This is a genomic window from Ralstonia sp. Ralssp135 (genome assembly GCF_047304345.1).
GTDB lineage: Bacteria > Pseudomonadota > Gammaproteobacteria > Burkholderiales > Burkholderiaceae > Ralstonia > Ralstonia chuxiongensis.
Window position 1 is genome coordinate 37,345 of record NZ_JBGLYZ010000019.1, and the last position, 13,695, is coordinate 51,039.

Annotated in this window: 10 protein-coding genes; 5 read left to right on the plus strand and 5 right to left on the minus strand. The window is 65.8% G+C overall.

The genetic code is table 11. From position 1 onward, the window contains the following. Position 1: 1 nt before the first annotated feature. Positions 2-1,213: a type II secretion system inner membrane protein GspF gene (gene gspF / locus ACCD03_RS14515; RefSeq protein WP_045206694.1), complete on the plus strand. Its 1,212-nt coding sequence runs from the start codon at positions 2-4 to the stop codon at positions 1,211-1,213. Between the two features lie 155 nt (positions 1,214-1,368). On the opposite strand, the gene ACCD03_RS14520 is transcribed toward gspF, so the two are convergent. Further along, entirely contained in the window at positions 1,369-2,052 is a 684-nt protein-coding gene (locus ACCD03_RS14520) for a pyridoxamine 5'-phosphate oxidase family protein (RefSeq protein WP_413412114.1), read from the minus strand. Between the two features lie 92 nt (positions 2,053-2,144). Between ACCD03_RS14520 and ACCD03_RS14525 the strand changes: the two genes are divergently transcribed. Continuing rightward, entirely contained in the window at positions 2,145-3,635 is a 1,491-nt protein-coding gene (locus tag ACCD03_RS14525; RefSeq protein ID WP_413412115.1) for a PLP-dependent aminotransferase family protein, read from the plus strand. A 6-nt stretch (positions 3,636-3,641) separates the two neighbouring features. Here ACCD03_RS14525 and ACCD03_RS14530 read toward each other — a convergent pair whose 3' ends face one another. Further along, positions 3,642-4,304 (minus strand): N-acetyltransferase, encoded by a 663-nt coding sequence (locus tag ACCD03_RS14530; protein ID WP_413412116.1) that lies wholly within the window; start codon positions 4,302-4,304, stop codon positions 3,642-3,644. Continuing rightward, positions 4,301-5,164, minus strand: coding sequence for a hypothetical protein (locus ACCD03_RS14535; RefSeq protein WP_045206698.1), 864 nt, complete (start codon positions 5,162-5,164; stop codon positions 4,301-4,303). The genes ACCD03_RS14530 and ACCD03_RS14535 overlap by 4 nt, the downstream gene beginning before the upstream one ends. Before the next feature lie 571 nt (positions 5,165-5,735). Between ACCD03_RS14535 and ACCD03_RS14540 the strand changes: the two genes are divergently transcribed. After that, entirely contained in the window at positions 5,736-9,296 is a 3,561-nt protein-coding gene (locus ACCD03_RS14540; RefSeq protein ID WP_413412117.1) for an indolepyruvate ferredoxin oxidoreductase family protein, read from the plus strand. A gap of 70 nt (positions 9,297-9,366) precedes the next feature. Here ACCD03_RS14540 and sbcB read toward each other — a convergent pair whose 3' ends face one another. Beyond that, the gene (gene sbcB, locus ACCD03_RS14545) at positions 9,367-10,806 is read right to left on the minus strand and encodes an exodeoxyribonuclease I (protein ID WP_413412118.1); all 1,440 of its coding nucleotides are present in this window, start codon (positions 10,804-10,806) and stop codon (positions 9,367-9,369) included. A gap of 147 nt (positions 10,807-10,953) precedes the next feature. Here sbcB and adhP point away from each other — a divergent pair, with 147 nt between their 5' ends. Beyond that, entirely contained in the window at positions 10,954-11,976 is a 1,023-nt protein-coding gene (gene adhP / locus ACCD03_RS14550) for an alcohol dehydrogenase AdhP (protein ID WP_253542235.1), read from the plus strand. A 59-nt stretch (positions 11,977-12,035) separates the two neighbouring features. After that, the gene (locus ACCD03_RS14555; protein WP_413412119.1) at positions 12,036-13,031 is read left to right on the plus strand and encodes a 2-hydroxyacid dehydrogenase; all 996 of its coding nucleotides are present in this window, start codon (positions 12,036-12,038) and stop codon (positions 13,029-13,031) included. 9 nt (positions 13,032-13,040) lie between these two features. Here the strand turns inward: ACCD03_RS14555 and ACCD03_RS14560 are convergent, their stop codons facing one another. Then, entirely contained in the window at positions 13,041-13,670 is a 630-nt protein-coding gene (locus tag ACCD03_RS14560) for an HD domain-containing protein (RefSeq protein ID WP_045206706.1), read from the minus strand. Between the last annotated feature and the right edge of the window lie 25 nt (positions 13,671-13,695).

Sequence of the window (13,695 nt, forward strand, 5' to 3'; positions counted from 1 at the left end):
CATGCCAGCCTTCCGCTACGAAGCCGCCGACGCCACCGGCAAGACCGACAAGGGTGTCATCGAAGCCGACAGTGCACGCCAAGCGCGCACGCTGCTGCGCGCACGCGGGCTGACGCCGCTGGTGGTCGACGCGCTGGGTGCGCAGGCCACGAAGCGCGGCGGGTCGAGCTTCGGCAAGCGGCTCTCGGCGCAGGAAAACGCGCTCGTCACGCGCCAACTCGCGAGCCTCTTGGTGGCAGGTCTGCCGCTCGATGAGGCGCTGGCCGCGCTGGCCGATCAGGCCGAACGTGCATACGTCGGCGAACTGCTCGCTGCCATCCGCGCGGAAGTGGTGGGCGGCAGCTCACTCTCGGTGGCGCTGGCGCAGCATCCGAAGGATTTTCCGGACATCTATCGCGCCCTCGTTTCAGCGGGCGAGCACTCGGGCAATCTTGGCCTCGTGCTCTCGCGCCTGGCCGACTACATCGAGAGCCGAAACGCGCTCACCTCCAAGATCAAGCTGGCATTCACGTATCCGGCCATCGTCACGGTGGTGGCGTTTGCCATCGTGATCTTCCTGCTGTCGTACGTGGTGCCGCAGGTGGTGAGCGTGTTTGCCAACACCAAGCAGAAGCTGCCAACGCTCACGATCATCATGCTGTGGCTGTCCGATTTTGTGCGGAATTGGGGATGGCTCGCAGCGATCGTTCTGGTGGCGATCGGCGCGCTGATCCGCAATCTGCTCAAGCAGCCGGCATTGCGGTTGTCGTGGCACAAGTGGCTGCTGACAGCGCCGCTGTTCGGCAAGCTCGTTCGCGGCTATAACACCGCGCGGTTTGCCAGCACGCTGGCCATTCTCACCAGTGCCGGTGTGCCGATTTTGCGGGGCTTGCAGGCAGCGGGGGAGACGCTGAACAACGTCGCGCTCAAGACCAATGTGGAGGATGCGTCCACGCGGGTGCGGGAAGGAACTTCGCTGGCGCGGGCCTTGGCGGCGCAGAATCAGTTTCCGCCAGTGCTGGTGCATTTGATTCGCTCGGGTGAGGCGACGGGCAATCTGCCGGCGATGCTTGAACGGGCTGCGCAGGGTGAGGCGCAGGAGTTGGAGCGTCGCACATTGTTTCTGACTGGCTTGCTGGAGCCGGCGTTGATTTTGACGATGGGTGTGGTGGTGTTGTTGATCGTGTTGGCGGTGTTGATGCCGATTATTGAGATTAACCAGTTGGTGCACTGAGTTTTTTTGTTGGTGGTCCACCCCCCTTTCGTTCCCTGCCGGGACCGACTCACTTTTCTTTGTCTTGCCAAAGAAAGTGAGTCAGCCCCGGCAGGGGATGAAACAAGGGATGCACCACTAAGACCAAAACAAAACCAACTAGCACCCGGTAGCCCTCACGACATCACCGCATCCCTCACCGGCGCACGCGCACTGTCCCTCCACTCCTGCACGTAGTCAGGCGTACCTGCAGGCGCGGCGTCCACCGCAGGCGGCAGTGGCAACAGCGCCATCGGCAGCACGCCGGCCCACACCGGCAAGTCGAGGTCTTCAGCATCGTCCTTCGGACCACCCGTGCGCACTTTGCACGCGGCCTCATCCAGCGGAATGCGCAGCACCGTCGTGGCGGCGAGTTCCTTGGCATTGCCGGGCCGTACCTGTTGCGAACGACCCGGCGCGAGGACTTCCATGAAGGTATCGAGCACCGCCGATTTCTGCCCATCGGGCACGACTTCGAACGCGCCGTAGATGACCGCCGAGCGGTAATTCATGGAATGGTTGAACGCCGATCGTGCAAGCACCAACCCGTCGATGTGCGTGATGGTCACGCAGACCTGCGCCCCACTGCCCGCCAGCTTCAGCATGCGACTGCCGTTTGAGCCGTGAATGTAAAGGTGGTCGCCCTCGCGCCAGCACGCGGTCGGGATGCAATGCACGCCATGCTCGTCGGCAAAGGCGATGTGGCAGACGTAAGCCTCGTCGAGGATGGCGTGCAGCGTGGTGCGGTCGTAATGGCCGCGGTGCGCGACGCGGCGCACACGGGTGCGCGCGGTCGGCGATGTGGCTTCTGTGCTTGACATGCAAAGCTCCGAAATCGTAATCGATATGCCGACGATAAAAAAACCGTGGCACCATGCATAGACCCATCAAAATGCAGAATCTTGGAGCCACGATGGATTACGGCGTCCTGCTGTCGAACTACGAACGCACCGCGATGCACGGCGAAGGCGCGGCTCGCGCCTCGCAGCAGCATCGGCTATACGCCTGCCTGCGCGCGGCAATCCTGAGCGGCCAGATCGAGGAAGGTACGCGCCTGGCGCCCTCGCGCACGCTGGCCGAAGAGCTGGGCATCGCGCGCAACTCCGTGCTGTATGCGTACGAGCAACTGGCGGCAGAGGGCTTTGTGCTCAGCCGGCGGCAAGGCACGGTGGTGGCGCATGTGGGGCTTCAGCACGGGTTGCAGCGGGCGCCGTCACCGGCGCCGCAAGTACCACCCGCAACGCCCGCACTATCGCGCCGCGTGGCCGGGCTCGAACGCCCAAGGGGCGAAATGGCTGACCTGCTGCCCTTCCTGCCGGGCACGCCCGCGCTGGACGAGTTTCCGCTCGCGCAGTGGCGGCGCTGCGTAGAACGCGCTTGGCGCCGCGTTGGCGCCGGCCAGCTAGGCTATGGCCCGGTAGAGGGCAACGTGGCGCTGCGCCAAGCGATAGCGGAATACTTGCGCGTTTCGCGCGGCGTGCGCTGCGACGCGTCGCAGGTGTTCATCACCGATGGCACGCAGAACAGCCTCGACATGTGCGCCCGCACGCTGGCCGATGCAGGCGACACCGCGTGGATCGAGAACCCCGGCTACTACGGTGCCCGCGCCGCCCTGCTGGCCGCCGACCTGTGGCTCGTGCCGATCGGTATCGACGCAGATGGCCTCGCCCCGCGCCCGGAAGACTGGCGCGAGGCGCCGCCGAAGCTGATCTACATCACGCCGTCGCACCAATATCCACTGGGCGCGGTGATGAGTCTGGAGCGCCGTCTTGCGCTCATCCAGCACGCACGCGCAGCCGGCGCGTGGATCATCGAAGACGATTACGACAGCGAGTTCCGCCACAGCGGCGCGCCGCTGTCCGCCGTGCAGGGCCTTGCTGCCGATGCACCGGTGATCTACCTGGGCACCTTCAGCAAGATGCTGTTTCCCGCGCTGCGCCTGGGCTATATGGTGGTGCCTCCAGAGTTGGTACCTGCGTTGCGCCTGACCGCCGGCGCCCTGATGCTGCGCGGACGCGTGCCTGAACAGCTCGCGCTGGCCGAGTTCATCGAGGCGGGGCATTTCACGCGGCACCTGCGGCGCATGCGTCGTCTGTACGGCGAGCGCCGTGACGCGCTCCAGACTGCGCTCCAAACGCATCTGAGCGGCGTGGTGACAGTTTCGGGCGGCGCCGGTGGCATGCACCTGTCGACGCGGCTCGACGCACCGGTGCGGGACGTGGACGTAACCGTTGCCGCCCGAGCACACGGAATGGTGTTGCGGCCGCTGTCGCGCTTCTGCCTGCCGGGCACGCAGAGCGCCCAATACAACGGCCTCGTGCTCGGCTATGGCAACGTGCCGGCCAAGGCGATGGACGAATTGGTCATGCAAATGCGGCAGGTGATCGAACAGGTTGCCGCATAGACGCGGTTAGACGGCCATCTGCGTGGCCGCAGCCAAGGTCTCCACGCTCCAACCCGTGCCCAGCAGCACGCGCCGGGTATGCAGAGCGTCGAGCACTTCACCGTCAACGCGGCCGCCCAGATAGCGCAGTCGCTTGTCGAGCACCTCCACGTAGCCCGATGCATACCGCGCCGCGAGCGATTGCCACAGCGCATGCGCGCCGGCCGATTGCCGCGCCCCGCTCATCAGGCACATACCGTCGTCAAGCGCGCGCCGGTACACCGCCGATGCCAGCCCGCGCCGCTGATACGCCGCCGCGTACTTGGAGTGCGGCGCGCGCAGGACGCGGTCGGCGCGCTTGTCCAACTCGATCAAGCGGTTGAACACGGTGTAGCCCGCCAGCCGCCCCGCGGCCACATCCTCAACGTAGACGTAAATTTCGCCATCCGCCTCGCGCGTGTGCAGGCGGAAGCCTGGCAAGGTGCCGTCGTCGAATGTCATGCCGTGCAGCGGCGTGCCGGGCGTGTGCATGCGCTCGTACAGCGCATCGAGTTCGCGCTCGATGTCATCGCTGCCGTGCTCGACGTCGATGCGCAGGCCGAGCGGCAGAACCCAGCGCTGCAACTGCTTCAAAACGGAACCCAGCATCGGTTGCTCGACGGGCGGCGGGATGGCAAGCGCGCAGCTCATGGCGCCTCCCAATATCCGCTGACCAAACCTTCAGGACGCGCGAGCGCCTGCACGCGTGCGCTGACGGGCCAGTCGGCCATGCGCACCGCCAGCCCGGCATAGACGCCGTAGCCGAACCCGGCCGTGATCTTGCCGCCGGCCTCCACGCCCTCACCCGCGCGGATGGCGCCGCCAGCCTCAATGTAGCCGCCAGCCCGGATGCCCCAACCCGCTTCGAGATGCGTGTCGGCGCAGAGGTTGCCGCCGGCGAAGATGCCGTTCGCGCTCACGATGCCGGCCTCGCTGATCACCTCGCCGCCAGCGCGCAGGCCCTTGCCGCAACGCACGTTGCCGCGCGCCGCCAGTGCCTCGCCGATGAGCAAATCCGCAGCCGTATCGATGTCGGCATCGCAATGCAGGTCGCGATGCACGCGCACGAGGCCGCCGCAACGTAGCGCGCCGGCGGCGGTCAGGCTCCAGCCCACGCGCACGTCGCCGCCAACATGCACGGCGCCGTCGCAGTAAAGGCCGGCCTTGGCTTCCACATCACCGCCCGCGGTGATCGACTCGCCTGCACGTACGCCGCCGCCCGCGCGGATGGCCTGGCCGGCGCGCAACACGCCATCGACGTGAATGCCGCCGCGCACGACGATCGTGCCGGCAAAGACGAGCGCATCGGCCTCGATGTCATCGGCTTCGAGCACGGCGTCGGTCGGGCCGAAGTTGTCGAGCAGCCAGATCGCATCGGTAATCCGGCCTTCGCGCACGAGGCTGTCGAGCAGGTGTTGGTAATCGGTGCCGCTGTGGCGGTTGCGGATGTACCAGCGGTAGCCATCCGCGCAAGGCCGTTTGGCCTTGACGAAGTTCTGCGTAAGTTCCATGGCGGTTCCTGCGCCCGCCGCGCCGGGTTGTATCAGGCGAAGGCAGGCGTACCGGCGCCGGCGCGTGTCAGCACCAAGCCGGGCGAGCAAGAAGTGCCGGATGGCCGCGTGCGTGCTGAATCGATCGTGCGAGGTGCCGCCGCGCAGGCGCGCACCGGCCGCCGGCAGCGTATGCCGAGGTTGGGCAGTGGCGAAGGCGGTAGCGATCACGATCGTGGGTTGAGGAATTCGGGCGGAACTGCGCAGGATGGCGGCGCAGCTTCTGAAAGTCCAGGGGTTGCGTGACTTGGTCGCGGCTTCTTCACCGAAGTTTGCCGATTTCGCCGCAAACGTTGCATGCACCGCACAACCGGCGCAACCCCGTCCTCCAACGCAGTGCATGCGTGCACCGGACACCACAACCAAGGGAAAACCCACCCCCATTCTTGCTGCGTTGCACGGTGTTCGGAATGTCACGCGATGCTACGATGCCTCGACCCACGGCTGCATGCCAGTTTCCACAAGAAGCGGCGCAGGCAGCACCAAAAGAGACCTGCTGTCGGTGATCCCGACACACCCACCCGGAGCACGCATGAATGCCCCTCTGAACGACGCGCTACGCCGCGCGCTCGAAACCATTTCCCTGGACGACAAGTACACGCTTGAGCGTGGCCGCATCTACATCAGCGGCACGCAGGCACTGGTGCGTCTGCCGATGCTGCAGCAGGAGCGCGACCGCGCCGCTGGGCTGAACACGGCGGGCTTTATCTCCGGCTACCGCGGCTCGCCGCTGGGCGCGCTGGACCTAGCCCTGTGGAAAGCCAAGAAACATCTGGCGGGGCACAACATCGTCTTCCAGGCGGGGCTCAACGAAGACCTGGCCGCCACGGCGGTCTGGGGCTCGCAGCAGGTCAATCTGTATCCGAACGCCAAGTTCAGCGGCGTGTTCGGCATGTGGTACGGCAAGGGGCCGGGCGTGGACCGCACGATCGACGTGTTCAAGCACGCCAATTCGGCAGGCTCGTCTGCGCATGGCGGCGTGCTGGTGCTGGCGGGTGATGACCACGCCGCCAAGTCGTCCACGCTGGCGCACCAGTCCGAGCACGTCTTCAAGGCGGCCGGCATTCCGGTGCTGTATCCGTCCAACGTGCAGGAATATCTCGACTACGGCCTGCATGGCTGGGCGATGAGCCGCTACTCCGGCCTGTGGGTGTCGATGAAGTGCGTGACGGATGTGGTGGAATCGTCTGCTTCGGTGGATGTCGATCCGCATCGCGCACAGATCATCCTGCCGGAAGACTTCGTCATGCCGCAGGGCGGGCTGAACATCCGCTGGCCCGATCCGCCGCTGGTGCAGGAAGCGCGCCTGCTCGACTACAAGTGGTACGCCGGCCTGTCTTACGTGCGTGCCAACAAGCTCGACCGCGTGGTGCTCGATTCGCCGCAGGCACGCTTCGGCATCATGACCGCCGGCAAGGCGTACCTCGACGTGCGTCAAGCTCTGGTCGACCTCGGCCTCGACGAGGAAACCTGCCGCCGTATCGGCATCCGTCTGTACAAGGTCGGCTGCGTGTGGCCGCTGGAAGCCCACGGCGCGCGGGCCTTTGCCGAAGGGCTGCAAGAGATCCTGGTGGTGGAAGAGAAGCGCCAGATCCTGGAATACCAGCTCAAGGAAGAGCTGTACAACTACCGCGACGACGTGCGCCCACGTGTGTACGGCAAGTTTGACGAACGCGACAACGCCGGCGGCGAATGGTCCGTGCCGATGGCCAACTGGCTGCTGCCGGCGCACTACGAGCTGTCGCCTGCGCTGATCGCCCGCGCCATCGCCACACGCTTGGAAAAATTCGAGCTGCCGTCGGACGTGCGTGCCCGCATTGCCTCGCGCATCGCCATCATCGACGCCAAAGAGAAGGCGCTCGCCAAGCCGCGCGTCACTGCAGAGCGCAAGCCGTGGTTCTGCTCGGGCTGCCCGCACAACACGTCGACCAACGTGCCGGAAGGCTCGCGCGCGCTGGCCGGCATCGGCTGCCACTACATGACCGTGTGGATGGACCGCCGCACCGACACCTTCAGCCAGATGGGCGGCGAAGGCGTGGCGTGGATCGGCCAGATGCCGTTCTCGGGCGACAAGCACGTGTTCGCCAACCTGGGCGACGGCACGTATTACCACTCGGGCCTGCTGGCGATTCGCGCCTCGATCGCGGCCAAGGTGAACATCACCTACAAGATCCTCTACAACGACGCCGTGGCCATGACGGGCGGCCAGCCGGTCGACGGCCCGCTGTCGGTGCCGCAGATTGCCGCGCAGGTGCATGCGGAAGGCACATCGCGCATCGTCATCGTCACGGACGAGCCCGAGAAGTACAACGCCGCCATCAAGCTACCCGAAGGCGTGACGGTGCACCACCGCGATCGCCTCGACGCGATTCAACGCGAACTGCGCGAGGTGCAAGGCACCAGCGTGCTGATCTACGACCAGACCTGCGCAACCGAAAAGCGCCGCCGCCGCAAGCGCGGCACGATGGTCGATCCGGCACGCCGCGCGTTCATCAACGACGCGGTGTGCGAAGGCTGCGGCGATTGCTCGGTCAAGTCGAACTGCCTGTCGGTCGAACCGCTGGACACGGAGCTGGGCACCAAACGCAAGATCAACCAGTCGTCCTGCAACAAGGATTTTTCGTGCGTAAACGGCTTCTGCCCGAGCTTCGTGACGGCCGAAGGCGCGCAGGTGCGCAAGCCCGAGTCGCACGGCGTGTCGATGGAAGGCCTGCCACTGCTGCCGCATCCTGAGCTGCCGGCCATCCAGCGCGCGTACGGCGTGCTGGTGACGGGCGTGGGCGGCACGGGCGTGGTCACCATCGGCGGCCTGCTCGGCATGGCCGCGCACATCGAAGGCAAGGGCGTGACCGTGCTCGACATGGCGGGCCTGGCGCAGAAAGGCGGCGCCGTGCTCTCGCACGTGCAGATCGGCGAGCGTCCGGATTCGATTCACGCCACGCGCATCGCCATGGGCGAGGCGGACCTGGTGATCGGCTGCGACGCGATTGTCTCGGCGTCGGACGAAGTGCTGTCGAAAGTGCAGCACGGCCAGACGCGCGCCATCGTCAACAGCACGGCATCGCCCACGGCCGATTTCATCAAGAACCCGAACTGGCGCTTCCCGGGCAGCTCGGCGGAGGCGGATATTCGTGCGGCCATCGGCGATGCCTGCGCGTTTGAAGACGCCAACACGCTGGCCGTGCGCCTGCTGGGCGACGCCATCTACACCAATCCGCTCGTGCTGGGCTTTGCGTGGCAGAAAGGCTGGCTTCCGCTGACGCACGACGCGCTCATCCGCGCGATCGAACTCAACGGCGTGGCCGTCGAGAAGAACAAGACCGCATTCGAATGGGGCCGCCACCTCGCGCAAGATCGCGATGCGGTGCTCAAGCTCGCCGACGATGCGCCGCGTGCCAAAGCCGACGTCATCGCCCTGCCCTCGCTGGACACGCTGATCGCCCGCCGTGTCGATCTGCTGACCGCGTACCAGAACGCAGCGTATGCCGCTGAGTTCCGCGCGGTGGTGGAACGCGTGCGTGCAGCGGAAGCTGCCGTGGTGGGCGCAGGCCAGCCGCTGGCGTTCACGGAAGCGGTAGCGCGCAACCTCTCGAAGCTGATGGCGTACAAGGACGAATACGAAGTCGCTCGCCTGTACACCGACCCAGCGTTCCTCGACAAGCTGCGCGCGCAATTCGAGGGCGAGCCCGGCCGCGACTACGAGCTCAACTTCTGGCTTGCGCCGCCCATGATTGCCAAGCGTGACGAGAAGGGCCACCTGGTCAAGCAGCGCTTTGGGCCGAACACGATGCGCATCTTCAAGCTGCTCGCCAAGTTCAAGGGCCTGCGCGGCACGGCATTCGACATCTTCGGCAAGACCGAAGAGCGCCGCACCGAGCGCGCGCTGATCGCCGAATACCGCGCGCTGGTGGATGAACTCGCGCGGGGGCTGACGGCGCAGAAGCTGGGGCAGGCCGTGGAACTGGCTCGCCTGCCGGAAGACATCCGCGGCTTTGGCCATGTGAAAGAAGCCAACCTGGCGGCGGCGCGCATCCGCTGGAACAAGTTGCTGACACAGTGGCGCGATCCGGCGGCGGCACAGCAGGCGGCCTGATCCGCATTCAGCATCGCCATGAAAAAACGGAGGCTTCGGCCTCCGTTTTTCTTTGTGCGCGTCCGCTTCGTCAGCCCGGTGCGATCTGCTGTGCGTAGTCGTACAGATCCTGCAGGATGTTCTGCGCGCGCGCGTCGCCTTTTTCCGTGGCTTCCGCGCCCAATTGTTGAAGCCGTTCGCCGAAGACCTCGAAGGTCAGATAGCCATCGCGCCCTTCGAACAGGCGCTCGGCGCGCAGTTGCTCCCACTGCTCGTATTCCTCTTCGTTCAACGTATCGGGAAAGTTGCGTGCGCGGTAGCGGAACAGCAACTCAGGCAGGCGTGCATCGGCAAAGTCCGCATGCAGGCGCGCGAGTTGTTCGCCGCTGAGCGTGCGCAATTCGTTGAGCAGGCGGCGGTCGTCGTTGCCGACAAATCCGCCGTAGAGGTTCTGGTCAACGTCTTCGATCGGCTCCAGCTCGCGGGCGTACACCTGACGCCACGTATCACGCATGTCCGGCGCACCCTGCGCGATGGCGGCGTGGCGTTCAATGGTGGCGAAGTCGATGCCCCAGCGTTCTGCCTGCGCGGGTTGCAGCGTCTTCATGTTGCTGATGACGATGGGCGACTTGTTGATGTGGATCGACTTGATCGGCAGCCGCGTGGTGCCTTCGGCCAGGTCAGCCGTGCGCGTGAACATGCGCTCGCGGATCGTCGCGACATCCATGTGGAACAGCTCCGACGGGTCGAACGCCAGGTCCCACACAATCAACTCGTTCTTGTTGGTTGGGTGACCGCCCAGCGGCCACACCACGGCCATGCAGCCGCGCTCCACGCCGTACATGCCGGAAATATGCAGCAACGGCCGCGGCGCATCGCCGATCTCGGCCACCACGCGGTCTTTCTTGCGCAGCGCCAGACAAAAATCGAACAGGCGCGGCTGCGCGTTGCGAATGAGGCGCGCCAGCGCAATCGTCGCGCGCACATCGGACACCGCATCGTGCGCTGCCTCGTGCACCAGACCGTTGGCCTTAGAGAGATGCTCCAGCTTGAAGCTCGGCCGGCCGTCTTCGTGCTTTGGCCATTGGATGCCTTCTGGGCGGAGCGCCCAGGTGGTGCGCACCACGTCGAGCAGATCCCAGCGCCCGCATTCGTTCTGCCACTCGCGTGCGTACGGGTCGATCAGGTTGCGCCAGAACAAGTGGCGCGTGACCTCGTCATCAAAGCGGATGGTGTTGTAGCCGACGCCGATGGTGCCGGGCGTGCCCAGTTCGCGCTCGATGGCCTGGGCGAAGCGGTACTCCGGAACGCCCTGCCTGGCGCACTGCTGCGGCGTGATGCCGGTGATGAGGCACGACACCGGATCGGGCAGCCAATCGTTGGACGGCTGGCAGAACAATTCGACAGGCTCGCCGATCTCGTTCAGCTCGGCATCGGTGCGGATGCCCGCAAACTGGGCCGGACGATCACGGCGCGGCACGGCGCCGAAGGTTTCGTAGTCGTGCCAGAGAAAGGTGGGAGTGACGGGCAAGGCAGCAGCTCGTTGGAAAGACTGAAGATGCCGGCATGCTAACAGTGTTGACGGCCCCGCTCGCTCGCCCTGGCGGTTGACTCACATCAACCCGCTCCGGGCAGGCGTCGACCAGACTGGTATCTCCCCCCAACCAGGAGATGTCTCATGGCCCAGTCGATGAAAGCTGCGGTTGTCCATGCGTTTGGCGAGCCCTTGCGCATTGAAGAAGTGCCGGTTCCCACACCTGGGCGCGGGCAGATTCTTGTCAAGATCGCGGCCTCGGGCGTCTGCCACACAGACCTGCACGCTGCCGATGGCGACTGGCCCGTCAAACCCAGCTTGCCGTTCATCCCCGGGCACGAAGGGGTCGGCTATGTGGCGGCGGTGGGCGAAGGCGTGACCGCCGTCAAGGAAGGCGACCGCGTGGGTGTGCCCTGGCTCTACACCGCCTGTGGCCACTGCGAGCACTGCCTGAGCGGCTGGGAAACCCTCTGCCACGAGCAGCAGAACACCGGCTACTCCGTCAACGGCGGCTATGCCGAATACGTACTGGCCGATCCGAACTACGTCGGCCACCTGCCCGCGCAGGTCAGCTTTGAAGAGATCGCACCGATCCTCTGCGCGGGGGTGACGGTCTACAAGGGCATCCGCATGACGGATACGCGGCCCGGCCAGTGGATCGCCATTTCCGGCATTGGCGGGCTGGGACACGTGGCGGTGCAGTATGCGATCGCCATGGGCCTGCATGTGGTGGCCGTGGACGTGGCGCCGGACAAGCTCGCGCTGGCACGCGAGTTGGGGGCCAAGCTCGTCGTCGATGCCTCGCAGCAGGACCCCGCAGCCGTGATTCAGAAAGAGATCGGCGGTGTGCACGGCGTGCTCGTGACGGCGGTGTCGCGCAGTGCCTTTGCACAAGCGCTGGGCATGGTGCGGCGCGGCGGGACGATCTCGCTCAATGGGCTGCCGCCCGGCGATTTTCCGCTGCCGATCTTCTCCACGGTGCTCAATGGCATCACGGTGCGCGGCTCGATCGTCGGCACGCGGCGTGATCTGCAAGAGTCCCTGGAGTTTGCCGCCGAGGGGCTGGTGCGCGCCCATATTCACCGCGACAAGCTCGACAACATCAACCAGGTGTTGGCCGATCTGAAGGCCGGCAAGGTGGATGGCCGCATCGTCCTGACGCTCTGAGTGCCGCCACCCGGCGGTGCGGGTAAGCTGCGGGCATCACATCCGCTTGCCCCACCGCCATGCGTATCCTCTTTTTCAGCAGCCACCGTTACGACGAAGACAGCTTCCGTGCCTCAGTCGCGCGCGGCGGTCACAGCTTCGACCTCGTTTTCCAGCGCGCGCACCTTGACGCGCAAACCGCGTCCCTCGCAGCGGGCTTTGAAGTGGTGTGCCCGTTCGTGAACGACGCGCTCAGCGCGGAAGTGCTCGAAGCGTTGGCAGCGGGCGGCACGCGCCTGATCGCGCTGCGCTCGGCAGGCTTCAACCACGTCGATCTGCCGGCCGCGCAGCGCCTGGGGCTGACGGTGGTGCGCGTGCCGGCCTATTCGCCGCACGCGGTGGCCGAACATGCGGTTGGCATGATCCTCACGCTCAACCGGCGGCTGCACCGTGCCTGCAATCGGACGCGCGAAGGCGATTTCTCATTGGATGGATTGCTGGGCTTCGACCTGGCGGGCAAGACCGTCGGCGTGGTCGGCACCGGGCAGATCGGGCAGGTGTTCGCACGGATCATGGCGGGCTTCGGCTGCCAGTTGCTGGCATTCGATCCGTTTCCGCAGGCCTCTCTGACGGCGCTGGGCGTGCGCTACGTGCCGCTGCCGGAATTGCTGGCGCAGGCCGATATCGTCAGCCTGCACTGTCCGCTCAACGCTGGCACACATCACCTGATCGACGCCAGCGCGCTCGCCAGCATGAAGCCGGGCGCGATGCTCATCAACACGAGCCGCGGCGGCCTGGTCGACAGCCCCGCCCTGATCGACGCCCTCAAGACCGGCCAGCTCGGCCACCTCGGGCTGGACGTGTACGAAGAAGAGGCGGATCTGTTCTTCGAAGACCGCTCCGCCGACGTGCTGCAGGACGACGTGCTGGCACGGCTGCTGAGCTTTCCCAACGTCATCGTGACCGCGCATCAGGCGTTCTTCACGCGCGAGGCGCTGGCGGGCATTGCCGACACCACGCTCGCCAACGTGGCGGCCTGGGCGGCCGGCGCACCCGTCAATGTGGTGAAGGCCTAGACCCGCAAATCAAGCTGCCTTGGCTTTCGGCTGGGACAGCTCGCTTTCGCCTTCCTTCACGTAAATGGAGTTGCGTGGCTTGGCCAGCACGCGTCGCACCATCGGCTCGAAGAACGAGAGCGGCAGGTTGTCGTAATCGGCCATGAAGGCGGCGGCGTCGTATTTGGCGCAGAACTCGGCCGTGCGCTCGAACAGCTCGGGCTGGCTGCGGTACTGCTCGCGCAGGTTGCGGTCGAGCCCCAGATGGTGGAAGAAGTAGTAGCCCTGGAAGATGCCGTGCTTCTCGACCATCCACAGGTTTTCCGGGCTCACGAACGGCTTGAGGATGGCCGCGGCGATGTCCGGGTGGTTGAAGCTGCCCAGCGTGTCGCCAATGTCGTGCAGCAGCGCGCAGACCACGTATTCCTCGTCGCGGCCGTCGCGGTGGGCCAGCGTTGCGGTTTGCAGCGAGTGCGCGAGACGATCGATCGGGAAGCCGCCGCAATCGCCGTCGAGCAGCTTCAGGTGCGCGAGCACGCGGTCGGGCAATGCGCGGGCATAGGGCATGAACTCGGCCGAGATGGCGGCCCAGTCCTCGCGGGTGCCGTGCTCCATGTGGGAAAACGTTGCGCGCGGGGCGGTGTGCTTCGGATCGGTCATTGGGGGTGTCTCCTTCGTCGCCGGA